Consider the following 23360-nt stretch of genomic DNA (forward strand, 5'->3'; position numbering starts at 1 on the left):
CCCCATCCGCCCGGCGCCGGCGCGGCATCCCACCCGCCGCCGCCGCGTGGCGGTTGCGCCGCCGGCAGGCCGCCACCCCAGGCACCGGGCTGCTGCGCGGCCTGCTCGACCCGGACCTCGATCTCGTAGGCGCCGAGGCGCAGCCGGTCGCCATCCTCGAGCATCTTGACCTGGTCGCGCCCGACCGGCGCGTCGGCGTGGTTCACGAAGGTGCCGTTGGTCGACAGGTCGCGCACCTGCCAGCCGCCGCCGCGGAACTCCAGCACGCAATGATGCTTGGACAGCAGGCGGTCGGGGTCGGGCAGCACCCAGCTGGCATCGGCGCCACGGCCAATGATGTAGTCGCCGCCAGGCACGCGGCGCTGTTCGGGCACCACGCTGTCCGGGCAGCGCAGGACGCTCAGGGTCAGTTCCATCAGGGGGCTCCTGCGCGCATCGGCGGGCCGTGCGGCACGGGTCCGGCTGCGCGGCAAAACGGGGCGGGACGGGCGCTCATCGGGCCCATCCTAGCGACCCCGGCCGGGATCCGAAGCGAAGGATGCATGGCACGGCGCGGCGGACCTGCGCGCGGGCGCGCCGGCGCGCCGGCGAATCGCCGCGTCCCCGCTCCGCCCCGCCCTGTCCTGCCGCCATCGCCGGCAGATGCCGTCCGACATCGAAGCTTTCCTCCGCCTGCTGCGCAGCATAGACGCGTCTGTCGCCACCCTGGAACAGGGTGCAACGATCCACAATGGCGACAGATCACGTGACGGTTGCTTTCGCCCCGGCGCGCCCCGCCCGGAGCGCCCGCGCCGCTGCCACCGGCTTGCGCCAGCGCAAGGCAGACATCCCGTGGCGCCCCCACCATTCGTCCATGACACCGCCGCCCGACCTGCCCGCCGAGACCCTGCTGCGCCACGCCGCCACGCCGTTGCCGCGCTACACCAGCTACCCGACGGCGCCGCATTTCGGCCCGCTCGATGCCGAGACCTATGCCGGCTGGCTGCGCCAGGCGGGGCCGGGCGATGCGCTCTCGCTCTATGCCCACGTGCCCTTCTGCCATTCGCTCTGTTGGTATTGCGGCTGCCACACCTCGGTCACGCGATCGGCCGCGCGCATCGCCCGCTACAATGACGGGCTGGCGCGCGAGGCGGCGATGGTGGCCGCGCTGCTGCCCGCCCAAGCCAGCGTCGCCGCGCTGCACCTGGGCGGGGGCACGCCGACCGCGCTCGGGCCCGAGGGGCTGGCGCGACTGGCCGCGACTCTGCGCGGGCTCTTCGCGTTCCGGCCGGGGGCCGAGGTCGCGGCGGAGCTCGACCCACGCAGCCTCGATGCCGACCTGCTCGATGCGCTCGGGCGGATCGGCCTGACGCGCGCGAGCCTCGGCGTACAGGACATCACGCCGGCGGTTCAGGAGCGCATCGGGCGCGTGCAGCCGACCGCCCAGGTGGAAGCGGCCGTGCGCGGGCTGCGCGCGCTGGGTGTCGCCGGCATCAACATGGACCTGATCTACGGCCTGCCGGCGCAAGGCGTGCCAGAGATCGAGGCCTCGGCCCGATTCGCCGCCGATTGCGGCGCCGACCGCGTGGCGGTCTTCGGCTATGCCCATGTGCCCTGGATGAAGGCGCACCAGAAGGGCATCCGCGTCGAGGACCTGCCCGATGCCGCGCTGCGCATGCGCCAGGCCGAGGCCGCCGCGCGCGTGCTGACGGATGCGGGCTATGTCGCGGTCGGGCTCGACCATTTCGCGCGGCCGGGGGATGCGATGGCGCAGGCCGCCGCCGCCGGCGCGCTGCGGCGCAACTTCCAGGGCTACACCACCGACACCGCGCCCTTCCTGGTCGGCTTCGGCGCCTCGGCGATCGGCGCCACACCGGGCGGCTTCGTGCAGAACGAGTCGGAGGAGAAGCGCTGGCTCGCCGCGGTCGAGGCCGGGCGCCTGCCGGTCGCGCGCGGGCGCGCCCTGAGCGCGGAGGACCGCGTCCGCGCCGGGCTGATCGAACGCGTGATGTGCGATGGCGAGGTCGCGGCCGACGCCGTGCCGGCCGAAGTGATGGCGAGCGCGGCGCCGCGAATCGATGCGCTGGTCGTCAATGGCCTGGTCGCGCGCCGCGCCGGGCGCCTCGCCATGACCGAGGCCGGGCGGCCGTTTCTGCGGCACCTGGCGGCGTGCTTCGACGCCTACCTGGCCCCCTCCCCCGCGCGGCACAGCGCGGCGGTGTAGCCGGGCCGCTACGTCGCGCCCGTGCAGAGGCGGTCGATCACGACCGTCAGGTCCGCGGGGTCATAGGGCTTGGGCAGCACGGGGATGTGCCGCAGATGCGGCGGCAGGCCGGCCACGCCGTAGCCGGTCGCGACCAGGAAGGGGATGCCGCGCGCCGTCAGCGCCTCGGCGACCGAGAGCGAGTTCTCGCCGCCGAGGTTGAGGTCGAGCACCGCCGCATCGGGTGGGTCGGCCTTCAGCAGGTCGAGCGCCTGGGCGACGGTGCGCGCCGGACCGATCACGGCGAAGCCGGCATCGGCCAGCGCATCCTCGACCAGCATGGCCACCAGGGCTTCATCCTCGACGACGAGGATCCGACGTTCCGTCGCGGCCATGCTCATGCGGTGGTGAGTCCCGTGGTTGCGCGCAAACCGGCGTGGCGTGCCAAGCGAAGCCCGATACGTCGCTTCTACCACGCTGCACGAAGTATGACAGGCAAACCCGCGCTTCGTTACGGGGTCTGCGATCACGCTCGCGTGGCCGCGGCCACTGCGGCGAGTGCGGCGATCCCCGCAGCCGCCATCAGCGCGATGGCGATGCGCGGGCCGAATCCATCCGCCAGCGCGCCCACGACCAGCACGCCGAGCGGCCCCATGCCGATGCAGGTGGTCGTGAGGCCGAGGATGCGGCTGCGCGCCTCGATCGGCGCCTGCATCATCACAAGGCCTGTCTGCAGGCTGGCGAAGGCCGCCGTGCCCGCCCCGCCCAGCACCAGCAGCAGCACCGCGAGCGGCAGGCTCGGCGCCAGCGCAGCCGAGACGAGCACGACCAGGAAGCCCGCCGAGCCCAGCAGCAGCGTACGCCGCCCCGGCGGCGGCCCGCGGCGGAAGGCGAGGCCGAGCCCCGCCAGCAGCGCGCCGAAGGGCTCGGCCGCGGCGAGCAGCCCGATCTCGACCGGGCTCGCCCGGAAGGCGACGGCGCCGAAGGCCGGCAGGATCGCGGTGTAGGAGAAGCCGAAGACGTTCATCGCGATGGTTACACCGAGCACCAGGCGCAGGATGGGATGCGCGAGGGCGATTCGCGCCGCCTCGATCACGTCCGCGACCAGGCGCCGCGGCACGAGCATGCGCCGTTCCTGGCGGTGCACCACGCCCGAGACCAGCAGCAGCGCCACCAGGTAGATGCTGGCGGCGATGGCGAAGGCCGCGGCCACGCCGACCGTCTGGAAGAAGATGCCGCCGGCGAGCGGGCCCACCATGCGCGTGGTGCTGTTGGTGACGCTGTCGAGCGCCACCGCCTGCACGATGCGCGTGGGCCCCGCCGCCTCGGCGACCATGCGCCGGCGCGTGGCCAGTTCATTGGTCCAGGCGAGCCCGCCGAGCAGCCCGTTGAGGAAGAGGTGCCACAGCGCGAGGTGCCCGGTCGCCGCAAGCGTGGCGATGATGGCGGAGCCCGCCGCCGTGGTCGCCTGGCCGGCCATGAGAAGGCGCTTGCGATCAAGGCTCTCGGCCACCGCGCCGGCCAGCGCGCCGGCCGTCAGCATGGGCAGCGCGCGCGACATCAGCACGAGCGAGACGGCGAAGGCCGAGCCCGTCAGTTGGTAGGCGAACAGCCCGCTGACCAGCATCTCGACCCAGCGCATCGAGTTGGTCAGGCCGCCCGCGGCCCAGAGCCTGACGAAACCCGGATCCGCGATCAGATCGCGGACCGGGCTGCGTTCGGGGCCTTGCGCGTTCAATATCCGGAATCGTCCAGCCGAAGCAGCGGGAAGGCGCTGTGCACATGCGGCAGGTTGGTGGGTGTGGACGGCGCGACGAAGCCCGGCCCGAGCTCCGCCACCGAGGTCACGCCGAGCAGGCCGAGCGCCGAGCGGAACTCGTTCTCGAGGATTTCCAGCAGCCGCACCACGCCGGCCGCGCCATCGGCCGCCAGCGCGTAGCAGTAGAGCCGCCCGAGGCCGACGCATTCGGCGCCGAGGCATAGCGCCTTCACGATGTCGGTCCCGCGCGAGAAGCCGCCATCCACCCAGACCTTGGCGCGCCCGCCCACGGCCTGCACGACCTCGGGCAGCACCTCGATCGACCCGCGCCCGGCATCGAGCTGGCGGCCGCCATGGTTCGAGACATAGACCACCTCGACACCGTGCTGGCAGGCGATCATCGCGTCCTCGCCGGTGCCGATGCCCTTGAGGATCAGCGGCAGGCTCGGATGCCGGTCCTTGATGCGCTTCACATCGTCCCAGTTCAGCGCGGCCTGGTAGCGCTGCGCCTCGCCAGTGGCGGTGGCGCGCCAGGGCTTGGCGAAGCGGCGCGCGATGTCGCGTTCGCGGCGGCTGTAGATGGCGGTGTCCACGGTCAGGCAGAAGGCGTCGTAGCCATGCGCCATCGCGCGCTGGATGCTGTCCTCGACCGACGCCGCGTCACCACGGACATAGAGCTGGTAGATCTTCGGCCCCGGCGTGGCGGCCGCGACCTCCTCGAGGCCCGGCTTCGAGACGGAGGAGAGCATGATCGGCACGCCGAAGCTCGAGGCCCCCTCGCCCGCCGTCACCGCGCCATTCGCCCCCACCGCCATGAATTCGAGCCCGCCGACCGGGGCGAGCAGCACCGGCAGGCGGACAGTCTTGCCGAACAGCGTCGAGGATGTGTCGATGGTCGAGACATCGCGCAGCACGCGCGGCCGCAGGGCCAGCGCGTCGATTCCCATGCGGTTGCGGCGCATGGTGGTCTCGGTCTCGGTCGCGCCCACCAGGTAGTCCCAGATGTTCGCGTCGAGGCGGTTCTTCGCGGCGCGGACGAATTCATGCAGCACCAGGTACTTGTCCTGGAGCGCGGCGAGGGTCTCGGGGTTCACGGGCATGGTCGTCTCGTTCGGTGTCAGAGGAAGTCGCGGGTCCAGGCGGCGTAGTCGGCATCGCGCGTGACCTGCTTCATCAGCGCGGGCGGCGCGATGCCCTTGAGCTCCGCCGGTGGCGTGCCCTCGCGCAGCGCCTTCAGCGTGGCGTGGATGGCGGCCACCGCGGCAGCGAAGGGTTGGTGGCCCTGCAGGGCCACGCGCACGCCATGGGCGGCGAGGCGCGCGCGGTCCGACATGGATGCGGGCGTACCGCCGAAGATGATCGGCACGCCTTGCGCCGCGGCCTGCAGCGCGGCCAGCTGCTCCCAGTCGTTCACCCCGGTGAAGAACAGCGCATCGGTGCCGCAGGTGGCATAGGCGCGGCAGCGGCGCACCGCCTCGTCCAGATTGACCAGGTTCAGCGCGCTGGTGCGGGCGATGACGGTCAGGCCGACATCCTCGCGCGCCGCCACCGCCGCACGCATCTTGCCCAGCCCCGCTTCGAGGGAGAGCAGACCGGGCTCGCCCATGCCATGGCCGCGCGGCAGGTCGGTGTCCTCGATGGTGAGCGCGGCGATGCCGGCGGTCTCGAGTTCCTGCACCGTGCGCATCACGTTGAGCGCATTGCCGTAGCCATGGTCGGCATCGACCAGCAGGGGCGGCGCGCCGGCCCGGCAGATGCGCCGGGCCTGGTCGGCGAACTCGCTCAGCGTCAGCACGATGATGTCGGGCGCGCCGAGCACGGTGAGGGAGGCGACGGAGCCGGCGAACATCGCCGCCTCGAAGCCGAGGTCGGCGGCGATGCGCCCGGCGATCGGGTCGTGCACCGAGGCGGGATGGATGCAGGCATTGCCCGACAGGATGGCGCGAAAGGACGCGCGGCGGGCTGCCGTGCTCGGTGGACGTTCCATCCCGGGGTTCCTCGGACTTTTCGGGGGCAGTCTGCAACCGCGCGCGACAACGGTCTAGGCTGCCCCTGGACATGCGAGGGATGCGCGGATGAGCGATGCGGTGGCCGAGCGCCTGGTGGCGCGCAAGGACGAGATCCTGGAGCGGCTGAAGGCGCTGCTGCGCCTGCCCAGCGTCAGCACCGACCCGGCCTATGCCGAGGGGATGCAGGCGACGCGTGAATTCCTGATGGCGCGGCTGCGCGAAGCCGGGCTGTCGGATGTGCGGCTGCTGGAAGGCGGCGGCCAGCCCGCCGTGACCGGGGCCTGGATGGGCGCGCCGGGCAAGCCGACGCTCATGGTCTATGGCCATTACGACGTGCAGCCGCCCGACCCGCTCGCGCTGTGGAAGACGCCGCCCTTCGAGCCCACGGTGCGCGACGGCAGGCTCTATGCGCGCGGCGCCTCGGACGTGAAGGGATCGACGCTGATCGCGATCGAGACCGTGGCGGAATTCATCGCCGCCGGCGGCTGCCCCGTGAACATCCGCTTCTTCCTGGAAGGCGAGGAGGAGACCGGCAGCCCCTCCATCCGAACGCTGATCGAGCGGCATCGCGATTCGCTCGTGGCGGATGCGGTGCTCTCGGCCGATGGCGGGCGGGCGAGCACGGTTCTGCCGACGATCAATGTCGGATCGCGCGGGCTGACCGCGCTGCGTTTCAGCGTGCGCACGGCCGCCAAGGACCTGCATTCCGGCCGCTTCGGCGCCGCCGTGCGCAATGCGAACCACGAACTGGCACGGCTGATCGCGAGTTTCCATGACGAGGCCGGGCGGATCGCCGTGCCGGGCTTCATGGACGACCTCGACCCGATCGGAGCGCGCGAGCGCGCCGATGCCGCCGCACTGGCGGTGGACGAGGCCGAATTCTACGGCGCCATCGGCGCGCAGCCCTGGGGCGACCCCGACCGGACCGTGCAGGAACGCCTGACGCTGCTGCCCACCATCGAGGTGAACGGCATGTGGGGCGGCTATACAGGCGCCGGCAACAAGACCGTCCTGCCCTGCGAGGCGCATGCGAAGGTCACGGTACGGCTCGGCCCCGGACAGGACCCGGCACGCGTGCAGAAGTTGCTGCGCGACCATCTGGTCGCGCGTGCCGCGCCTGGCGTGCGGATCGCCTTCGAGGATGCCGGGCCGGGTTCGCCCGCCTTCACGCTGCGCGATGGTCACCCGCTGCTGACCGCCGCCGAGGACGTGCTGCGGCGGATGACCAACCAGGCGCCGGTGCGCGCGCGCATCGGCGGCACGCTGCCGATCACCGCGATCTTCCAGGAGATGCTCGGCCTCGACACGCTGATGTTCGGCTTCGCCATGCCCGACGAGGACATCCACGCGCCCAACGAGTTCTTCCGCCTGTCGTCGCTCGAGGAAGGCCTGCGCGCCTGGCCGGCGCTGCTGAGCGAGATCGGCAAGGTCTCGCCCGCGGCGCTGCGGGGTCAGGCGGCCAGTGCGTCCACGAAGACGTCGCAGTAGCGCGCGGAGGTCACCTCGAACACCGCGCGGCGCAGCGCGGCGTGGCGCGCCTGGCGTTCTTCCAGCGGCATCTCGAGCGCGGCGTGCATGGCATCGGCGATGTCGTCCGGGTCATAGGGGTTGACGAGCAGCGCGTCCGACAGCTCCTCCGCCGCGCCGGCGAAGCGCGAGAGGATCAGCACGCCCGGGTCGGCCGGGTCCTGCGCGGCGATGAATTCCTTCGCCACCAGGTTCATTCCGTCGCGGAGCGGCGTGACCAGGCCGATCCGCGCGATGCGGAACAGCCCCGCCAGCTTCGTGCGCGCCACCGTCTGCGTCATGTAGCGCAAAGGCACCCAGTCGAAGCCGGAGAAGCGGCCGTTGATGTCGCCGGCGAGGCGATCGAGCTCGCGCCGCAGCGCCTGGTACTCGGCCACGTCCTCACGCGACCGCGCGGCGATCTGCAGCATGGAGACGCGCCGCTGGTGCTGCGGGAAGCGCGCCAGCAGTCGCGCGAAGCCCTCGAAGCGGTTGGGCAGGCCCTTCGAATAGTCGAGCCGCTCGGCGCTGATGGCGAGCGCGCGGCCGACCAGGCTCTCGCGCACGCGCTGGATGTAGGCGGTGCCGGCGGAGCGCGCCGCCACCCGCGCGAAGCCCGCGGCATCGATGCCGATCGGGTCGGCAATGGCACGCACCCGGCGGCCATCGGTCACCACCTCGTCGCCCTCCACCGCGAAGCCGCTGAAGCGATGCGCGCAGTCGAGGAAATCCGCGAGATGCGTGCGCGTCTGGAAGCCGACCACGTCGTAGGCGCACATCGCCTGCAGCAATTCGCGCGCCGGCGGCAGCGCCTCGAGCACCGAGGGCGGCACGAAGGGGATGTGCAGGAAGAAGCCGATCCGCCCACGGAAGCCGGCGGCGCGCAGCGCGGCCCCGAGCGGGATGAGGTGGTAGTCGTGCACCCAGACCGTGTCGTCGGGGCGCAGTAGCGGCAGCAGCGCGGCGGCGAAGGAATCGTTCACCGCCAGGTAGCCGGCGAAATCCTCGCGCGTGTAGCGCATCAGGCCGAGGCGGAAATGCAGCAGCGGCCACAGGGACGAATTGGCGAAGCCGACATAGAAGCGATCGTAGTCCGCGGCGCCGAGGTCGATGGTCGCATAGGTGACGCCGTCGCCTTCGGCGATCGCGGGCGCGGTCGCGGTCGTGGCGGCGACCTGCCCGGACCAACCGAACCACAGCGTGCCGGGAGCGAGGAAGGATTGCAGCGCGACGGCAAGCCCGCCCGCGCTCGCCGCCCCCCTCGCGCTCGGGCCGGGCACGCGGTTCGAGACAATCACGAGGCGCGCCACAGGCCGTCCTCCCAGCTGCGGGACAGGCGCATGGCCGACAGGATCAGTCCCACCTGCGAGTAAGTCTGCGGAAAATTGCCCCACAGCGCGCCTGTCGCCGGGTGCACATCCTCGGACAGCAGGCCGACATGGTTGCGCCAGGACAGCGCACGTTCGAACAGTGCGCGGGCTTCGTCGCGCCGGCCGATGCGCGCCAGCGTGTCGATGTACCAGAAGGTGCAGACCAGGAAGCCGACCTCGGGCGTGCCGAAATCATCCGAATGGTCGTAGCGCAGCACGATGCCGTCGCGCACCAGGCGCCGTTCCAGAACCTCGACCGTGCGCAGGAACAGCGGGTCGGTGGCACGGATCAGGCCGAACTCGGGAAGCAGGAAGGTCGAGGCGTCGGCGACCGGTTCGCCCTCGAGCACGCCGGAGATCCACCCGCCTCCATGCGCGGTCGCGGCGTCCAGGATGCGCGTGCGCAAGGCCGCGGCGCGCTGCTCCCAGTCCTGCGCCTCGGCGGCCAGGCCGAGGCTCCCGGCGATGGCGCCAAGCCGGTCGAGCGCCGTCCAGCACATCGCCGCCGAATGCGTGTGCGCGGCGGCGCGGCCGCGATACTCCCACAGGCCTGCATCGGGCTCGAAGGCGGCACGCTCCGCCTGGCGCCCCATCGCGGCCAGCTGGCGATACAGCGCGGGGTCGCCGGGGCGCGACAGGCGCTGGTCCCAGAACATCTGAGTGGCCGTCATCACGATGGCGCCATAGCTGTCGTTCTGCCGCTGGCCGACGGCGGCATTGCCGATGCGCACGGGCCCATCGCCGCGGAAGCCCGGAAGCGCGGGGGCGATGCGCTCGGCCACCGGCGTGCCCGGCGCGATCGGAAACAGCGGCGGGATCGGCCCGTCCGAGCCGTCCGGCACGGCATCCATGATGAAGCGCAGGAAGCCTTCCATGGTGCGCGTGGCATTCAGCCGGTTCAGCGCGCCCACGGTGAAGAAGGCGTCGCGAAGCCAGCAGAAGCGGTAGTCCCAGCAGCGCCCGCTGGCGGGCGCTTCCGGGATCGAGGTGGTCAGCGCGGCCACGATGCCGCCGGTATCCTCGAAGGAACACAGCTTCAGCGTGATCGCCGCGCGGATCACCGCCTCCTGCCAGTCGAAGGGCAGGTTCAGCCCGCGCACCCAGTCGAGCCAATAGGCTTCCGTCTCGGCGATGGTGTTGCGCGCGACGGTGTCGGGGCTTTCGGGCAGGCTTTCATCGGCGCCCAGCACCAGCGAGACCGGGCGGTCGAGCGCGAATTCCGCCTCCTGCGCGATGTAGGTGAGCGGCGCATCGGTGGTCAGCCGCAGCACGGTGTCCGCGCCGAAGTAGCGGATGTGGTTGGACCCGATGCTGTGCCGCCCGGGATCCGCCCCATGGTCGAAGGAGGGGCGGATGCGGATGGCGATGCGCGGCCGCCCGGCGAGGGGTTCGATGCGGCGGACCAGCATGGGTGGGCGGTACATGCGTCCGAAGCGCCGGAAGCGCGGCGCCAGGTCCACCACGCGCACCACGGCGCCGGCGGCATCGGTCAGCAGCGTCTCGACCACCGCGGTGTTGCGCAGGTAGCGCTGCCGGCTGTCGGCCTGGTCGCGCAGAACGATGTCCATGAAGCCGCGCGCGGGCTCGGTCCCGCCCAGCAGGGCGTTGAACACGGGCTCCGCATCGAGGCGCGGGAAGCAGAACCATTCGTGCCGGGCCTGGCGCGAGATCAGCGCGGCGACGGCGCAATTGCCGATGACGGCGAGGTCAAGGGGCTGCATGGCGTATCCCCTGCGCAAGCCAGGCGCGTACCTCCTGCGGCCCGCCGCGGAAGTCGCGCCCGACATGCAGGCCGAGGCCACCGAGGTCGCGCGCGGCCGCCATGCCGTCCTCATCGGTCACGTCGTCGCCGATGAATACAGGGCGGCGGCCGAGGAAAGGGGCCGATCGCATCAACGCACGCACGGCGCGCGCCTTGGTCGCGGCGCGCGGGCGGATCTCGAAGGCCATGTGGGCGGGCAGCAGGGCGAAGTCGTCCTCACGGCCGCGCAGCAACGCGACAAGGGTGTCGCGGATCTCCTCGCGATGCTGCGGCCCGGCGCGGTAATGCAGCGCGAGGCCATGCGGCTTCACCTCGAGGATCACGTCGCGCCAATCGGCGACCTGCTGCGCGAGTCGCTCGGCCCATTCGGCAGGAAGCGGCGGGATGTCGTCGTCGCCGCCGATGCGCCCGGCCGCGCCGCGCAACTCGGCGGCATGGCCAAAGCCGCCGGGCAGCGTCAGCGGCGCGAGCAGACTGTCCGCGACGGCGCGCGCGCGCCCAGTGACGAGGGCCACGGCGCCATCGAGCCGCCCGCTGAGGTCCTGAAGCGTGGCCACCAGGCCGTCCGGAACGACAACGGCGTCAGGCGTGGGCGCGATGTCGAGGAGCGTGCCGTCGAGATCGAGGAACAGAGCCCAGTCGCGCTCGATCGCGGGAACACGGGACGTAGTCATGCCGCAGATGTAGGGCGCAGCGGCTCCAATTACAGGCTTGTAATACCTTCCGGTCTGGCGCAGCCGATGGGCGCGCCCGGGAAGATTTGAACTCCCAACCCTCAGATCCGAAGTCTGATGCTCTGTCCAGTTGAGCTACGGGCGCCCCGGTCGACGCGTGGGACCCGGCAATGGTGGGAGAATGGCGCGCCCGAAAGGATTCGAACCTCTGACCCCCAGATTCGTAGTCTGGTGCTCTATCCAGCTGAGCTACGGGCGCCCTGGCCACCAAAGCGGCGAGGCCGGGGAGATAGCGGAGGTGGTCGATGCGCGCAACCCCTCCGTCATGCGGAAAACGCGCGTCAGGCCGCGAGCTTGTCGAGCTCGCGCACCACAGCCTCGCCCATCACGGAGGTGCCGACGCGCGCCATGCCAGGCTGCATGATGTCAGCCGTGCGCAGCCCGCCCGCGAGAACCTTGCCCACGGCGGCCTCGACCAGCGCAGCGTCCTCCTCCATGCCGAAGGACCAGCGCAGCAGCATCGCGAAGGACAGAATCTGCGCGAGCGGATTCGCCACACCCTTGCCGGCGATATCCGGGGCCGAGCCGTGGATGGGTTCGTAAAGTGCGTGGCGCTTGCCCGTGGTGGCATCGACCGCGCCGAGCGTGGCCGAGGGCAGCATGCCAAGCGAGCCGGTCAGCGCCGCCGCCAGGTCCGACAGCACGTCGCCGAACAGGTTGTTGCCGAGGATGACGTCGAACTGCTTCGGTCGGCTGCACAGCTGCATGGCGCAGTTGTCGGCATACATGTTCTCGAGCTCGACATCGGCATATTCGGCCTTGTGGATCTCGCCCACCACGGCGCGCCACAGGCGGCCGGACTGCATCACGTTCGCCTTCTCGACGCTGGTGACCTTCTTGCGGCGGCCGCGCGCGAGGTCGAAGGCGACGCGCGCGACGCGGGCGATCTCGTCCTCATGATAGACATCGGTGTCGAAGCCGCGGCGCTTGCCGTCGGGCAGGATCTCGATGCCGCGGGGCTCGCCGAAATAGACGCCGCCGGTCGATTCGCGCACCACCATGATGTCTACGCCGCGCACCACCTCGGGCTTCAGCGAGGAGGCGTCCACCAGAGGGTCGAGCACCACGGCGGGGCGCAGATTGGCAAACAGGCCGAGATCCTTGCGCAGGCGCAGCACACCGAGTTCCGGACGCTTCTCGAAGGGCAGGCTGTCCCACTTGGGCCCGCCGACCGAGCCGAACAGCACGGCATCGGCGGCCTTGGCCTTCTCCACCGTCTCGTCGGAGCAAGGCATGCCTTCCGCGTCGATCGCGGACCCACCGACCAGGCGTTCCTCGATGTCGAAGGACACGGCGCGGCGGCGGTCCATCCAGTCGATGACGCGGCGGACTTCGCGCATCACCTCGGGACCGATCCCGTCGCCGGGCAGGATGAGAAGCTTCTTGTTGGACGGCATGGTCGCGGGCGACTCCTGGAAGGGCGGGATGCGCCCCCCGCGGGCGCCGCCCGGGACGTGTCAGGTCAGGCGTAGAGCCAGGGTTGCGCGGCCTTCTGCCGCGATTCGAAGCTGTCGATGGCGGGGGCGTGCTGCATCGTCTGGCCGATATCGTCGAGGCCGTTCAGCATCAGGTGGCGGCGCAGCGGGTCGATCTTGAACGGGACCTCCTCGCCGTTCGGGCGCACGACCACTTCGCGTTCGAGATCCACCGTGATGCGCGCATTCGCACCCAGCTTCGCATCCTCCATCAGCTGGGCGCAGACCTCCTTCGGAAGCCGCACCGGCAGCACGCCGTTCTTGAAGCAGTTGTTGTGGAAGATGTCGGCAAAGTCGGGCGCGATGACGCAGCGGATGCCGAAGTCGAGCAGCGCCCAGGGCGCGTGCTCGCGCGAGGAGCCGCAGCCGAAATTCTCGAAGGCGATCAGCACTTCCGCCTTCCGGTAGGGCTCTTGGTTGAGCACGAAGTCGGGGTTCTCCGACCCGTCCTCCTTGTAGCGGAAGTTCGCGAACAGGTTCTTCCCGAAGCCCAGGCGCGAGATGGACTTCAGGAAGCGCGCCGGGATGATCTGGTCGGTGTCGACATTCGCCTTCGGCAGCGGCGCGGCGATGCCGGTGAGCTTGGTGAAGGCCTGCATCACAGCGCTTCCTTCGGCTGGTAGTCGCGCACATCGGCCAGGTGGCCGGCGACGGCGGCGGCGGCGGCCATGGCGGGGGAGAGCAGGTGCGTGCGCCCGCCCGGGCCCTGCCGCCCCTCGAAGTTGCGGTTGGAGGTGGAGGCGCTGCGCTGGCCCGGCGTGAGCTTGTCCGGGTTCATGCCGAGGCACATGGAGCACCCGGCCTCGCGCCATTCGAAGCCTGCTTCCTTCAGGATGCGGTCAAGGCCCTCGGCCTCCGCGGCCTTCTTCACGAGGCCCGAGCCGGGCACGACCATGGCGCGTACGCCGTCCGCCACGCGGCGGCCCTTGGCGATGGCGGCGGCGGCGCGGATGTCCTCGATGCGGCTGTTGGTGCACGAGCCGATGAAGACGACATCGACCTTGAGGTCGGTCAGCTTCTGGCCGGGCGTGAGGCCCATGTACTGCACCATGCGCTCCATCTGGACGCGCTTGGCCTCGTCCGTCACCTCGGCGGGGTTGGGCACGATGCCGGTGATCGGCAGCACCGCCTCGGGGTTCGTGCCCCACGTCACCTGCGGCGCGATCTCATGCGCGTTCAGGCGGATCTCGGTGTCGAAATGCGCGCCCGCGTCGGTCGGCAGGGTCTTCCACCATTCCATCGCACGCGCCAGCGCCGCGCCCTTCGGCCCGTTCGGCGTGCGCGCGATGTAGTCGTAGGTGGTCTGGTCGGGGGCCACCATGCCGGCGCGGGCGCCGCCCTCGATGGTCATGTTGCACACCGTCATGCGCCCGGCCATGTCGAGCGCGCGGATGGCATCGCCGGCATACTCGATCACATGCCCCGTGCCGCCCGCCGTGCCGATCTTGCCGATGATGGCCAGCACGATGTCCTTGCCCGAGCAGCCGAAGGCCAGGTTGCCATCGACGCTGATGCGCATGTTCTTGGCCGGCTTCTGCAGCAGCGTCTGCGTGGCGAGCACGTGCTCGACCTCGCTGGTGCCGATGCCGAAGGCGAGCGCGCCCATCGCGCCATGCGTGCTGGTGTGGCTGTCGCCGCAGACGATGGTCATGCCCGGCAGCGAGCGGCCGAGCTCCGGCCCGATCACATGCACGATGCCCTGGCGCTCATCGAGCAGCGGAATCAGCGGCATGCCGAATTCGGCGGCGTTCTTCTCGAGCGTGGCGACCTGCAGCGCGCTCTCGGGATCGACGATGCCGGTGTAGCGCGAGGAATCCGTCGCGATGTTGTGGTCAATCACGCCGAGCGTCGCATCCGGACGGCGGATGCCGCGCCCGGCCGCGCGCAGCCCGTCGAAGGCCTGCGGCGTGGTGACCTCGTGCGTGAGGTGAAGGTCGATGTAGAGCAGCGCCGTGCCGTCGGGCAGCGTCTCGACGACATGCGCGTCCCAGATCTTGTCGAACAGCGTGCGTGGCTTCTGCGCCGACATCGGTCTCCCCCGGTATCCAGTCGATGGGGTGCCGCGACTGGCAGCACCCCGGCAGTGGCGTCAGGCTTCGGTCGCGGCGGCCGGCGCGGCGCCGGCGGCGGGCTTCATGCCGAGCTTCTCGGCGATGCGCGCCGACTTGCCGGTGCGGCCACGCAGGTAATACAGCTTCGCGCGACGCACCTTGCCGCGGCGGACCACGATGATCTCGGCCACGTTCGGGGAATGCAGCGGGAACACGCGCTCCACGCCCTCGCCGTAGGAGAGCTTGCGCACGGTGAAGTTGCTTTGCAGGCCCTTGTTGGAGCGCGCGATCACCACGCCCTCATAGGCCTGGACGCGGGTGCGCTCGCCTTCCTGCACCTTCACCATGACGCGCACCGTGTCGCCCGGCGCGAAATCCGGGGTGGCGCGGGCGGCGGTGAGGCGGGAGAGCTGCTCGGCCTCGAACTGCTGCAGCAGGTTCATGACGGTATCCTTTCGTGGGCTTCGTTTAGGCGGCGGCGGGGCGGCCGTCCATGCCCCCCGCGCCGCGCTGTTTCGCTTCGTGCCGGGCCCAGAGGTCGGGCCGGCGCTCCTGGGTGATGCGTTCGCTCTGCTCGCGCCGCCAGCGGGCGATCTCGCCGTGATGGCCGGAGAGCAGGACGTCCGGAATGGCGCGCCCCTGCCATTCGGCCGGGCGCGTGTAGTGCGGGTATTCCAGCAGGCCGTCGCTGCCGTGGCTTTCCTCGGCCGCGCTGTCGGCCGCGCCCATCACGCCGGGCAGCAGGCGCACGCAGGCATCGAGCAGCACGAGCGCGGCCGTCTCGCCGCCGCTCAGCACGTAGTCGCCGATCGAGACCTCGATCATGCCGCGCGCATCGATCACGCGCTGGTCGATGCCCTCGAAGCGGCCGCAGAGCAGCACGCAGCCCGGCCCCGCGGCCAGGCCACGGACCATGGCCTGGTCGAGGAGCCGCCCGCGCGGCGTGAGGCAGATCAGCGGCCGGGCATCGCCCGCCGGCATGACACCCGCTATGGCGGCGTCCAGAACATCCGGGCGCATCACCATGCCCGCCCCGCCACCGGCCGGCGTGTCGTCCACGCTGCGATGGCGGTCGGTGGCGAAGGCGCGGATGTCCGTGGCCTCGATCGACCAACGCCCGTCCTGCAGTGCGCGCCCGGCAAGCGAGAGGCCGAGCGGGCCGGGGAACATCTGCGGGAAGAGGGTGAGGACGGAGGCGTGCCAACTCATGCGGCATGCTCCTCGCCCGGTTCCGGCCGCACCAGGATTTCCCCCGGCGGCACCACCGTCACGCGCCCGCCCGCGATGTCCACCAGGGGCACCACGGCGCGGGTGAAGGGCAGCAGGTGCTCGCGCCCCGCGCCGGCGATGATGAGGAAGGCACCGGCGCCATGATCCTCGACCGCGCGGATGGTGCCGAGCACGTCGCCGCCCTCGGTCACGGCCGCGAGGCCGATCAGGTCCACCAGGTAGAATTCCTCGTCCTCGGGCGGCGGCAGGCGGTCGCGGTCCACGAACAGCTTCGTGCCGGTCAGGCGCTGCGCCGCGTCGCGGTCGGCCACACCCTCGACGGCAGCGATGTCGCCGCCCTTGAGCGTGATGGCGAAGCGGCGCGTGCCGGTCTCGTCGGTCAGCGGCGAATAGGCGGCGATCGCGGCCGGGTCCTCGGTGAAGGCGCGCAGGCGCACGAGGCCGCGCACGCCGTGCGGCCTGCCGATCTCGCCCACCATCACGCGCTTCACCGCCACGCCGCGCCGTCCTGTCGCGTCAGCCCGCCGCGGCCGCGGCGGCGCGTTCCTGCGCCTTCTTCTTCGGCGCGGACTGCTTCGGCTGCTCGCGGAACACCGGCATCGGCGCCAGGCCGGCCTTGCCGAGGAACTTCGCCACGCGGTCGGTCGCGACCGCGCCCTGGCTCAGCCAATGCGAGATGCGCTCGTCCTTGAGGCGGATGCGCTCGGCGTGCTCGGCCGGCAGCATCGGGTTGTAGGAGCCCACCGCCTCGATGAAGCGGCCATCGCGCGGCGAACGGCTGTCGGCCACCACGATGTGGTAGTAGGGGCGCTTCTTCGCACCGGCGCGGGCAAGGCGGATCTTGAGGCCCATGAGGCTTCCTTTCGTCGTCGTTCTCTAGAAGGGTCGTTTGTTTCCGCCACCGGGGAGCAGCGCGGCGAGCCCGCCACGCATCAGCCCCTTCTGGCCGATCTTGTTCATCCGCTTCATCATCGCGGACATGTCGTCGAACTGCTTGAGCAGCTTGTTCACTTCCTGAACCGAGGTGCCGGACCCGGCGGCGATGCGCTTCTTGCGCGACGCCTTCAGGATCTCGGGGCTGCGGCGTTCGCGCGGCGTCATGGAACTGATGATCGCTGCCTGGCGACCGAGAATGCTCGTGTCCAGGTTGGCGTCGTTGAGTTGCTGCTTGATCTTGCCCACACCGGGCAGCATGCCGAGGATGCCCTGCAGGCTGCCCATCTTGCCGATCTGCTTCAGCTGCTGGGCGTAGTCCTCCAGCGTGAACTGGCCCTTCTGAATGCGGGCCGCGAGCTTCTCGGCCTCCGCCTGGTCGATGTTCGCCGCCGCCTTCTCGACGAGCGAGACGATGTCGCCCATGCCGAGGATGCGGCCGGCGATGCGGTCGGGGTGGAAGTCCTCGAGCGCATCGAGCTTCTCACCCGCGCCCAGCAGCTTGATCGGCGCGCCGGTGACGGCGCGCATGGACAGGGCCGCACCGCCGCGCGCATCGCCGTCGATGCGCGTCATGACGATGCCGGTCACACCCACCTTGTCCTGGAAGGCGCGGGCAGTGTTGACCGCGTCCTGGCCGGTCATGGCGTCGACCACCAGCAGCGTCTCGTGCGGGTTGGTGGCGAGCTTGACCTGCGCCACCTCCTCCATCAGCGCCTCGTCGATCGCGAGGCGGCCGGCGGTGTCGAGCACCACCACGTCGTAGAGCTCGCGCCGCGCCACATCCATCGCGCGCATGGCGATCTGCATGGGCGACTGGCCGGCGATGATGGGCAGCGACGTCACTTCGGCCTGCTGCGCCAGCGTCTGCAACTGCAGCTGCGCCGCCGGGCGATGCACGTCGAGCGAGGCGAGCAGGACCTTCTTGCGGTCGCGCGTGCGCAGCCGCAGCGCGATCTTGCCCGAGGTGGTGGTCTTGCCCGAGCCCTGCAGGCCGACCATCAGGATCGGCACGGGGGATGGGGCGTTCAGGTCGATGCCGCGCTTCCCGTCATCGCCCTCGCCGCCGCCGAGCGCTTCGACCAGCGCGTCGTTGACGATCTTGATGACCTGCTGGGCGGGGGAGACGGAGCGGATCACCTCCTGCCCCACGGCGCGCTCGCGGACCTTGTTGACCAGGTCGCGCACGACCGGGAGCGCGACGTCGGCCTCCAGCAGCGCGACGCGGACTTCGCGCAGCGCTTCCGTCACGTCGGCTTCCGACAGCGCGCCACGGCGGCGCAGCCGGTCGAAGACCCCGTTCAGCTTGCCAGAGAGTGCCTCGAACATCGGGCGGTCCGTTCAGTCCTTCATCACGCGCTACGGCTCACCCCAAACGCCTTTGCGCCGCTGCGCGAGTCTTCGCGGAGCGGCGGAGCCCACCCCGGAAAGGGGGCGGACCGGCGGTTCGGGATGAACCTCGACGCGAGGCTCCTAGCGCTGCCGCCCCGCGGGGTCAAGGAAAGCCCGCGTTGGACGGGTCACGTCACCGGGCGACCCTCCAGCGCCATTGCGTGTTTCGTCGCCCGACAAGACACGGTGGTGTATCGACCTTCCCCATGCCCGTTCCTGGCGAAGCATCGTCCCATGCGCACTGAGCAGACCATCCTCAAGGCGTCGATCGGCGTCACCATCTGCGTCGCCGTCTTCGGCATCACCTTCGGCATCGTCTCGGGGTCGTCGGCCATCGCCTTCGACGGCGCCTATTCGCTGATGGATGCCGGCATGAGCGTCCTGGCCCTGGTCGTCGCCAGGCTGATCACCGGCTACGCGACGGATACGATCCGGCCAAGCCGCCTGCGCGACCGCTTTTCGGTCGGCTTCTGGCATCTCGAACCGATCGTTCTGGGCGCGAACGGTATGCTGCTGATGGGTGTGTCGGCCTATGCCTTGATCACCGCGATCGGCAAGGTCCTGGCCGGCGGCAATACGCTGGAGTTCGACTACGCCATCATCTACGCGGTCGTGACGCTGCTCGCCTGCCTCGCCATGGCCAGCATCGGGCGCTGGGCGAACCGGACGATACGCTCGGAGTTCATCGCCCTCGATGTGACCGCGTGGCTCATGTCCGCCGGGATCACGGCCGCGCTGCTGGTCGCCTTCGTCGCCGGCCAAATGATCCAGGGGACGCGGCTGGACTGGCTGACGCCCTATATCGACCCGGCGGTTCTGGCGCTGGTCTGCCTGGTGCTGATCCCCATGCCGATTCCGACCGTGAGGCGCGCGCTGTCGGATATCCTGCTGATGACACCCGACACGCTGAAGGCGCATGTCGACAGTGTCGCGGCTGGCGTGGTGGACCGCCAGGGGTTCCTGTCCTACCGGGCCTATGTCGCCAAGGTGGGGCGATCGACCCAGATCGAGATCTATTTCATCGTCCCGCCCGGCGCGCGTCCCAGGTCGATCGAGGACTGGGATTCGCTGCGCGATGAAATCGGCGACGCCATCGGGGACGAAAGCCCCAATCGCTGGCTGACAATCGTGTTCACGGCGGATGAGGAATGGGCCGATTGACGGAATGGCCCCGCCCGGCCGCCGGCCCGTGCATCGGGCCGGCTGGCTGGCTGGAGCGCTACTTGGGCGCGAGAACCATGATCATCTGCCGGTTCTCCAGCCGCGGGAACTGCTCGACCTTCGTGGTCTCCGCCATTTCCCCGCGAATCCGATCCAGCACCTTCACGCCCAGGTCCTGGTGCGCCATCTCGCGGCCACGGAACCGCAGCGTCACCTTCACCTTGTCGCCTTCCGAGATGAAGGTTTTCATCTGGCGCATCTTCACGTCGTAGTCATGGTCGTCGATATTCGGACGCACCTTGATTTCCTTGATCTCGACGACCTTCTGCTTCTTGCGCGCCTCGTTGGCCTTCTTCTGCTGCTCGTACTTGTACTTGCCGTAGTCGAGGATCTTGCAGACAGGCGGCACGGCGTTGGGCGAGATCTCGACCAGGTCGAGGCCGACGTCATAGGCGCGGATCAGCGCCTCGCGGGCGGTCATCACGCCCTGCATCTCGCCGTCCTGGTCGATCAGGCGCACCTGCGGCACGCGGATCTCGTCGTTGATGCGCGGGCCGTCCTTGGAAGGCGGCGTCGCGGGCATGGGGCCACGAGCTATGGTCGTCTCCTGTCGTCGTTGAACCGGTAGAAGCGCGCTTTATGGAGCGGCGATCACGGCGCCGCAACTGCCATCGCCATGACCATGCCGCATTTGTCGCCCGGGTGCCTTGAGCGCAAGCAGGGCTCAGCGCGCCAGGTCGGGGGGGGTGGCCTCCGCGGCCAGGCTCGCCACGGCCTCGGCCAGCGGAAGCGTCGTCTGCTCGCGCCCCGGCAGGCGGCGCAGCACGAGCGATCGCTCCTCCGCCTCCCGCCGGCCGACAACGGCCAGCACGGGCACGCGCTGGTCGATATGGTCCACCACCTTGCGGTTGATCTTCTCGTTGCGGATATCGACCTCGACCCGCAGCCCGGCGGCGCGCAGCGCCGCTGCAGCTTCCTCGGCGAAAGGTGCCGCTTCGTCCACGATGGTGGCGACCACCACCTGCACGGGGGCGAGCCACAGCGGGAAGCGCCCGGCATATTGCTCGATCAGGATGCCGAGGAAGCGCTCGAAGGACCCCAGGATCGCGCGGTGCAGCATCACCGGGCGCTTCCGCGAGCCGTCCTCCGCCACGTATTGCGCGTCGAGCCGTTCGGGCAGCACGAAATCCACCTGGAAGGTGCCGCATTGCCAGTCGCGGCCGATCGCATCCCGCAGCACGAATTCCAGCTTCGGGCCGTAGAAGGCGCCCTCCCCCGGGTTCATCTCGTATTCGACGCCGGCGATGCGGCAGGCCTCGTGCAGCGCGCCCTCGGCACGGTCCCAGATACCGTCGTCGCCGGCGCGCTGCTCCGGCCGGTCGGAGAACTTCACCCGGAAGCTCTCGAAGCCGAGGTCGCGGTAGATCGAGGACAGCAGTTCGGTGAAGCGCACGGCTTCCGCGGCGATCTGGTGCTCCTCGCAGAAGATGTGCGCGTCGTCCTGCGTGAAGGCGCGCACGCGCATGATGCCGTGCAGCGCGCCCGAGGGCTCGTAGCGGTGGCAGGCGCCGAACTCCGCCATGCGCAGCGGCAATTCGCGATACGACCGCAGGCCCTGGTTGAAGATCAGCACGTGGCAGGGACAGTTCATCGGCTTCAGCGCGAGGGCGCGATGCGCCTCGTCCTGGTCCTCGACCGTCGCCATGAACATGTTCTTGCGGTAGTTCTCCCAGTGGCCGGAGGCCTCCCACAGGCGGCGATCCAGCACCTGGGGCGTCTTCACCTCCTGGTAGGCGCCGGCGTCGAGGCGGCGACGCATGTAGTCCTCGACCGTGCGGTACAGCTTCCAGCCCTTGGGGTGCCAGAAGACCGAGCCGACGGCTTCCTCCTGGAGATGGAACAGGCCCATCTCGCGGCCGATCTTGCGGTGGTCGCGCTTCTCCGCTTCCTCGAGCTGCAGCAGGTAGGCATCCAGCTCCTTCTGGTCGCGCCAGGCGGTGCCGTAGATGCGGCTCAGCATCGCGTTGCGGTGGTCGCCGCGCCAATAGGCGCCGGCCACCTTCATCAGCTTGAAGGCGGTGCCGACATCCCCCGTGCCGCGCATGTGCGGGCCGCGGCACAGGTCGACCCAGTCGCCCTGCTTGTACAGGGTGATGGTCTCGCCCTGGGGCAGGTCCTGGATGAGCTCGACCTTGTACTTCTCACCCTTCTCGGCGAACAGCGCCATGGCCTCGTGGCGGCTGGTCACGATGCGCTCGAAGGCGGCGTTGCGCGCGATGATCTCGCGCATCTTCGCCTCGATGGCGGCGAAGTCCTCGGGCGTGAAGGGCTCGTTGCGCGCGAAGTCGTAGTAGAAGCCGTTCTCGATCGACGGTCCGATCGTCACCTGGGTCCCCGGGTAGAGCGCCTGTACCGCCTCCGCCAGCACATGGGCGCAGTCGTGGCGGATCAGCTCCAGCGCCTCGGGGTCGCGGCGGGTGATGAAGCGCACGCGCGCATCGGCCTCGATCGGGCGCGCCAGGTCCATCAGTGCGCCATCCACCTGCATGGCCAGCGCCGCCTTGGCCAGGCCTGGCCCGATCGCGGCCGCGATGGCGGTGCCCGTCACCGGCCCGTCGAAGGACCGGACGGAACCATCGGGCATGGTGATCGCGGGCATCGGACAGGCGTCTCCAGGGCAGAAATGGGCCGCGGACCATGGGGACCGCGCCGCGCGGGGTCAAGTCAGGCGGGCGATTTCGGCGCGCACCGCGGCAGGATCCAGCCCCGCCAGCGGGACATGGCGCAGCCACCGCGCGCGTGGGCCGCGCGGCGCGCAGAGCGCGGGGTCGCTGTCCTGCCCGAACAGCGCGAGCGTCGGGCAGCCGCAGGCGGCCAGCAGGTGCGTCGGGCCGGTGTCATTGCCCACCGCGAAGGCCGCGCGCCGCGCCAGCGCGCCGATCTCCGCGAAGGAGGTCCGGCCCGTCAGGTCGATCGTGGCAGGCGCGGCGGCGCGGATGGTGGCCGCCAGGGGTGCCTCCGCCGGTCCTCCCAGCACCACCGCCGGCATGCCCAACCCGGCCGCCAGCGCGCCGAAGCGTTCCGCCGGCCAGCGCTTGGCCGGCCGGCCGGGCGAGGCGCCGGGCACCAGCAGGCAGAAACGCTCCGGCAGGCCGTAATGGGTGATGTCGGCATCGAGCCAGTCCAGCTCCGGCGCCGGGAAATCGCGGATTCCCGCCAACTCCAGCTGCTCGCGCTGGCGTTCCACCGTGTGCATGGCATCGCGCGCCGGGTTCGCATGGGGGTGGGAGGCGCCGGGCGCGATGCCCGACCATTCCGACCGCCGGCCGACGAACCAGCGATAGCGCGACGACCGCGACGAGGTCTGAAGGTCATAAACCCGGTCAAAGCGCGCCCCGCGCAGCCGGCGCGCCAGGCGCAGCACGGCCGGGATGTCGGTCCAGTCCGGCCGGCCATCCTCCCAGACCTCGTCGAACCACGGCGACAGCCGCGCGAGCGGCGCATAGGGCCTGGTGGTCAGCAGGGTGATGCGCGCGCCGGGATGATGCGCGCGGATCGCCGCGAAGGGGCCGAAGGCCTGGGCGAAATCGCCGAGCGCGGCCAGCTTGATGACCAGCACGCGCATCACAGCAGCTCGCGATAGACGGCAAGCGTGGCCGCCTGCATGCGCGCCTTGGTGTAGCCGGCCAGCACCGCGGCGCGCGCCCGCGCGCCGATCGCCGCGCGGTCTTCGGGCGGCAGCGCCAGCACGTGGCCGATCGCCGCCGCCAGCGCCGCCGGATCGCCCGGCGGCACG

General features: G+C 70.6%; 22 protein-coding genes and 2 tRNA genes. 3 read left to right on the forward strand and 21 right to left on the reverse strand.

Annotated features, from left to right (window positions below; all coding sequences use genetic code 11):
- The coding region (locus HW578_RS08300) for a type VI secretion system-associated FHA domain protein (protein ID WP_198370086.1) at positions 1–416 on the reverse strand (416 nt) is incomplete at its 3' end.
- Positions 417–853: 437 nt separating this feature from the next.
- On the opposite strand from HW578_RS08300, the gene hemN reads away from it, so the two are divergent.
- On the forward strand, positions 854–2203 hold the full coding sequence (hemN, locus tag HW578_RS08305) for an oxygen-independent coproporphyrinogen III oxidase (RefSeq protein ID WP_232478789.1): 1350 nt from the start codon (positions 854–856) through the stop codon (positions 2201–2203).
- Between the two features lie 8 nt (positions 2204–2211).
- On the opposite strand, the gene HW578_RS08310 is transcribed toward hemN, so the two are convergent.
- The 4 genes from HW578_RS08310 to HW578_RS08325 all read right to left on the reverse strand — a co-directional run bounded on the left by HW578_RS08310 (position 2212) and on the right by HW578_RS08325 (position 5928).
- Entirely contained in the window at positions 2212–2583 is a 372-nt protein-coding gene (locus HW578_RS08310; RefSeq protein ID WP_232478790.1) for a response regulator, read from the reverse strand.
- A gap of 125 nt (positions 2584–2708) precedes the next feature.
- Positions 2709–3920, reverse strand: coding sequence for an MFS transporter (locus HW578_RS08315; RefSeq protein ID WP_198370087.1), 1212 nt, complete (start codon positions 3918–3920; stop codon positions 2709–2711).
- Positions 3917–5041 carry an alpha-hydroxy acid oxidase gene (locus HW578_RS08320; RefSeq protein ID WP_198370088.1) on the reverse strand — a complete coding sequence of 375 codons (1125 nt, stop codon included), beginning with the start codon at positions 5039–5041 and terminating at the stop codon, positions 3917–3919. The genes HW578_RS08315 and HW578_RS08320 overlap by 4 nt, the downstream gene beginning before the upstream one ends.
- 17 nt (positions 5042–5058) lie before the next feature.
- Positions 5059–5928 (reverse strand): isocitrate lyase/PEP mutase family protein, encoded by an 870-nt coding sequence (locus HW578_RS08325; RefSeq protein ID WP_198370089.1) that lies wholly within the window; start codon positions 5926–5928, stop codon positions 5059–5061.
- A gap of 88 nt (positions 5929–6016) precedes the next feature.
- Between HW578_RS08325 and HW578_RS08330 the strand changes: the two genes are divergently transcribed.
- Positions 6017–7438 carry a M20/M25/M40 family metallo-hydrolase gene (locus HW578_RS08330; RefSeq protein WP_198370090.1) on the forward strand — a complete coding sequence of 474 codons (1422 nt, stop codon included), beginning with the start codon at positions 6017–6019 and terminating at the stop codon, positions 7436–7438.
- Here the strand turns inward: HW578_RS08330 and HW578_RS08335 are convergent.
- From HW578_RS08335 to ffh, 13 genes are all read right to left on the reverse strand, one after another.
- A complete protein-coding gene (locus tag HW578_RS08335; RefSeq protein ID WP_198370091.1) occupies positions 7402–8766 on the reverse strand; it encodes an alpha,alpha-trehalose-phosphate synthase (UDP-forming) in 1365 nt (454 codons plus the stop codon). The genes HW578_RS08330 and HW578_RS08335 overlap by 37 nt on opposite strands.
- On the reverse strand, positions 8751–10547 hold the full coding sequence (locus HW578_RS08340; protein ID WP_198370092.1) for a glycoside hydrolase family 15 protein: 1797 nt from the start codon (positions 10545–10547) through the stop codon (positions 8751–8753). The genes HW578_RS08335 and HW578_RS08340 overlap by 16 nt, the downstream gene beginning before the upstream one ends.
- Complete coding sequence (otsB, locus tag HW578_RS08345) at positions 10534–11262, reverse strand: trehalose-phosphatase (RefSeq protein WP_198370093.1); 729 nt, start codon at positions 11260–11262, stop codon at positions 10534–10536. Before otsB ends, HW578_RS08340 begins: the two co-directional genes overlap by 14 nt.
- Before the next feature lie 71 nt (positions 11263–11333).
- Positions 11334–11407: transfer RNA gene (locus HW578_RS08350), tRNA-Arg, on the reverse strand.
- 37 nt (positions 11408–11444) lie between these two features.
- Positions 11445–11521: transfer RNA gene (locus HW578_RS08355), tRNA-Arg, on the reverse strand.
- 82 nt (positions 11522–11603) lie between these two features.
- The gene (leuB, locus tag HW578_RS08360) at positions 11604–12719 is read right to left on the reverse strand and encodes a 3-isopropylmalate dehydrogenase (protein WP_198370094.1); all 1116 of its coding nucleotides are present in this window, start codon (positions 12717–12719) and stop codon (positions 11604–11606) included.
- A 65-nt stretch (positions 12720–12784) separates the two neighbouring features.
- Entirely contained in the window at positions 12785–13396 is a 612-nt protein-coding gene (gene leuD, locus HW578_RS08365) for a 3-isopropylmalate dehydratase small subunit (RefSeq protein ID WP_198370095.1), read from the reverse strand.
- Positions 13396–14826, reverse strand: a complete 1431-nt coding sequence (gene leuC, locus HW578_RS08370; RefSeq protein WP_198370096.1) for a 3-isopropylmalate dehydratase large subunit — start codon at positions 14824–14826, stop codon at positions 13396–13398. The genes leuD and leuC overlap by 1 nt, the downstream gene beginning before the upstream one ends.
- A gap of 60 nt (positions 14827–14886) precedes the next feature.
- Positions 14887–15291, reverse strand: a complete 405-nt coding sequence (gene rplS, locus HW578_RS08375) for a 50S ribosomal protein L19 (protein ID WP_198370097.1) — start codon at positions 15289–15291, stop codon at positions 14887–14889.
- A 25-nt stretch (positions 15292–15316) separates the two neighbouring features.
- Positions 15317–16057: a tRNA (guanosine(37)-N1)-methyltransferase TrmD gene (gene trmD / locus HW578_RS08380; RefSeq protein ID WP_198370098.1), complete on the reverse strand. Its 741-nt coding sequence runs from the start codon at positions 16055–16057 to the stop codon at positions 15317–15319.
- On the reverse strand, positions 16054–16557 hold the full coding sequence (rimM, locus tag HW578_RS08385) for a ribosome maturation factor RimM (protein ID WP_232478792.1): 504 nt from the start codon (positions 16555–16557) through the stop codon (positions 16054–16056). Before rimM ends, trmD begins: the two co-directional genes overlap by 4 nt.
- Positions 16558–16594: 37 nt before the next feature.
- Positions 16595–16930 carry a 30S ribosomal protein S16 gene (rpsP, locus tag HW578_RS08390; protein ID WP_198370100.1) on the reverse strand — a complete coding sequence of 112 codons (336 nt, stop codon included), beginning with the start codon at positions 16928–16930 and terminating at the stop codon, positions 16595–16597.
- 24 nt (positions 16931–16954) lie between these two features.
- Positions 16955–18340: a signal recognition particle protein gene (gene ffh / locus HW578_RS08395; RefSeq protein WP_198370101.1), complete on the reverse strand. Its 1386-nt coding sequence runs from the start codon at positions 18338–18340 to the stop codon at positions 16955–16957.
- Positions 18341–18637: 297 nt separating this feature from the next.
- On the opposite strand from ffh, the gene HW578_RS08400 reads away from it, so the two are divergent.
- The gene (locus HW578_RS08400; RefSeq protein WP_198370102.1) at positions 18638–19564 is read left to right on the forward strand and encodes a cation diffusion facilitator family transporter; all 927 of its coding nucleotides are present in this window, start codon (positions 18638–18640) and stop codon (positions 19562–19564) included.
- A 58-nt stretch (positions 19565–19622) separates the two neighbouring features.
- Here the strand turns inward: HW578_RS08400 and infC are convergent, their stop codons facing one another.
- The 3 genes from infC to HW578_RS08415 all read right to left on the reverse strand — a co-directional run bounded on the left by infC (position 19623) and on the right by HW578_RS08415 (position 23189).
- Complete coding sequence (gene infC / locus HW578_RS08405; protein ID WP_198370103.1) at positions 19623–20147, reverse strand: translation initiation factor IF-3; 525 nt, start codon at positions 20145–20147, stop codon at positions 19623–19625.
- 141 nt (positions 20148–20288) lie between these two features.
- Complete coding sequence (thrS, locus tag HW578_RS08410; protein WP_198370104.1) at positions 20289–22223, reverse strand: threonine--tRNA ligase; 1935 nt, start codon at positions 22221–22223, stop codon at positions 20289–20291.
- Between the two features lie 60 nt (positions 22224–22283).
- Positions 22284–23189, reverse strand: a complete 906-nt coding sequence (locus HW578_RS08415; RefSeq protein WP_198370105.1) for a glycosyltransferase family 9 protein — start codon at positions 23187–23189, stop codon at positions 22284–22286.
- Positions 23190–23360: the final 171 nt, after the last annotated feature.

It is taken from the genome of Roseomonas rosulenta, assembly GCF_016106005.1.
Taxonomy (GTDB): domain Bacteria; phylum Pseudomonadota; class Alphaproteobacteria; order Acetobacterales; family Acetobacteraceae; genus Neoroseomonas; species Neoroseomonas rosulenta.

Bases quoted from the DNA above. Each gene is read 5' to 3' on its own strand.
- hemN (WP_232478789.1), top strand. From the start codon at position 854: ATGACACCGCCGCCCGACCTGCCCGCCGAGACCCTGCTGCGCCACGCC.
- HW578_RS08310 (WP_232478790.1), bottom strand. From the start codon at position 2,583: ATGAGCATGGCCGCGACGGAACGTCGGATCCTCGTCGTCGAGGATGAA.
- HW578_RS08320 (WP_198370088.1), bottom strand. From the start codon at position 5,041: ATGCCCGTGAACCCCGAGACCCTCGCCGCGCTCCAGGACAAGTACCTG.
- HW578_RS08325 (WP_198370089.1), bottom strand. From the start codon at position 5,928: ATGGAACGTCCACCGAGCACGGCAGCCCGCCGCGCGTCCTTTCGCGCC.
- HW578_RS08330 (WP_198370090.1), top strand. From the start codon at position 6,017: ATGAGCGATGCGGTGGCCGAGCGCCTGGTGGCGCGCAAGGACGAGATC.
- HW578_RS08340 (WP_198370092.1), bottom strand. From the start codon at position 10,547: ATGCAGCCCCTTGACCTCGCCGTCATCGGCAATTGCGCCGTCGCCGCG.
- otsB (WP_198370093.1), bottom strand. From the start codon at position 11,262: ATGACTACGTCCCGTGTTCCCGCGATCGAGCGCGACTGGGCTCTGTTC.
- leuB (WP_198370094.1), bottom strand. From the start codon at position 12,719: ATGCCGTCCAACAAGAAGCTTCTCATCCTGCCCGGCGACGGGATCGGT.
- leuD (WP_198370095.1), bottom strand. From the start codon at position 13,396: ATGCAGGCCTTCACCAAGCTCACCGGCATCGCCGCGCCGCTGCCGAAG.
- leuC (WP_198370096.1), bottom strand. From the start codon at position 14,826: ATGTCGGCGCAGAAGCCACGCACGCTGTTCGACAAGATCTGGGACGCG.
- rplS (WP_198370097.1), bottom strand. From the start codon at position 15,291: ATGAACCTGCTGCAGCAGTTCGAGGCCGAGCAGCTCTCCCGCCTCACC.
- trmD (WP_198370098.1), bottom strand. From the start codon at position 16,057: ATGAGTTGGCACGCCTCCGTCCTCACCCTCTTCCCGCAGATGTTCCCC.
- rimM (WP_232478792.1), bottom strand. From the start codon at position 16,557: ATGGTGGGCGAGATCGGCAGGCCGCACGGCGTGCGCGGCCTCGTGCGC.
- rpsP (WP_198370100.1), bottom strand. From the start codon at position 16,930: ATGGGCCTCAAGATCCGCCTTGCCCGCGCCGGTGCGAAGAAGCGCCCC.
- ffh (WP_198370101.1), bottom strand. From the start codon at position 18,340: ATGTTCGAGGCACTCTCTGGCAAGCTGAACGGGGTCTTCGACCGGCTG.
- HW578_RS08400 (WP_198370102.1), top strand. From the start codon at position 18,638: ATGCGCACTGAGCAGACCATCCTCAAGGCGTCGATCGGCGTCACCATC.
- infC (WP_198370103.1), bottom strand. From the start codon at position 20,147: ATGCCCGCGACGCCGCCTTCCAAGGACGGCCCGCGCATCAACGACGAG.
- thrS (WP_198370104.1), bottom strand. From the start codon at position 22,223: ATGCCCGCGATCACCATGCCCGATGGTTCCGTCCGGTCCTTCGACGGG.
- HW578_RS08415 (WP_198370105.1), bottom strand. From the start codon at position 23,189: ATGCGCGTGCTGGTCATCAAGCTGGCCGCGCTCGGCGATTTCGCCCAG.